General features: G+C 55.4%; 1 protein-coding gene. It reads right to left on the bottom strand.

Annotated features, from left to right (window positions below):
• On the bottom strand, positions 1–289 hold a 289-nt coding region (locus J4G32_RS21015; RefSeq protein WP_210497632.1), incomplete at both ends, for an adenylyltransferase/cytidyltransferase family protein.

Raw genomic sequence — 289 nt, 5'->3', positions numbered from 1 at the left:
GCCGATAATAAACGCCAGCGGCGCTTCGGGGCCCTGTTCTTCGCGCCATGCTTTCAGCGTTTGCGCAGTGTAAGAGGGCGCGTTTCGCTGTAGCTCGCGTTCATCCAGCGTAAAAAGCGGCTTATCGGCGATAGCCAGCTCCAGCATATATTTACGCTGCGCGCTGGAAGCTTCCGGCTGGGGGCGATGCGGCGGCACATTGTTAGGCATAATAATCACCCGCGATAAGCCGATCAGATTCGCCAGCGTTTCAACAGGTTTAAGATGTCCATAATGCACCGGATCAAAG

Origin of the sequence: Microvirga antarctica (assembly GCF_017921815.1) — a bacterium.
Taxonomy (GTDB): Bacteria; Pseudomonadota; Alphaproteobacteria; order Rhizobiales; family Beijerinckiaceae; genus Microvirga; species Microvirga antarctica.
The sequence above is the reverse complement of the archived record's forward strand: the minus strand, read 5'-3'. Positions and strand labels throughout refer to the sequence as shown.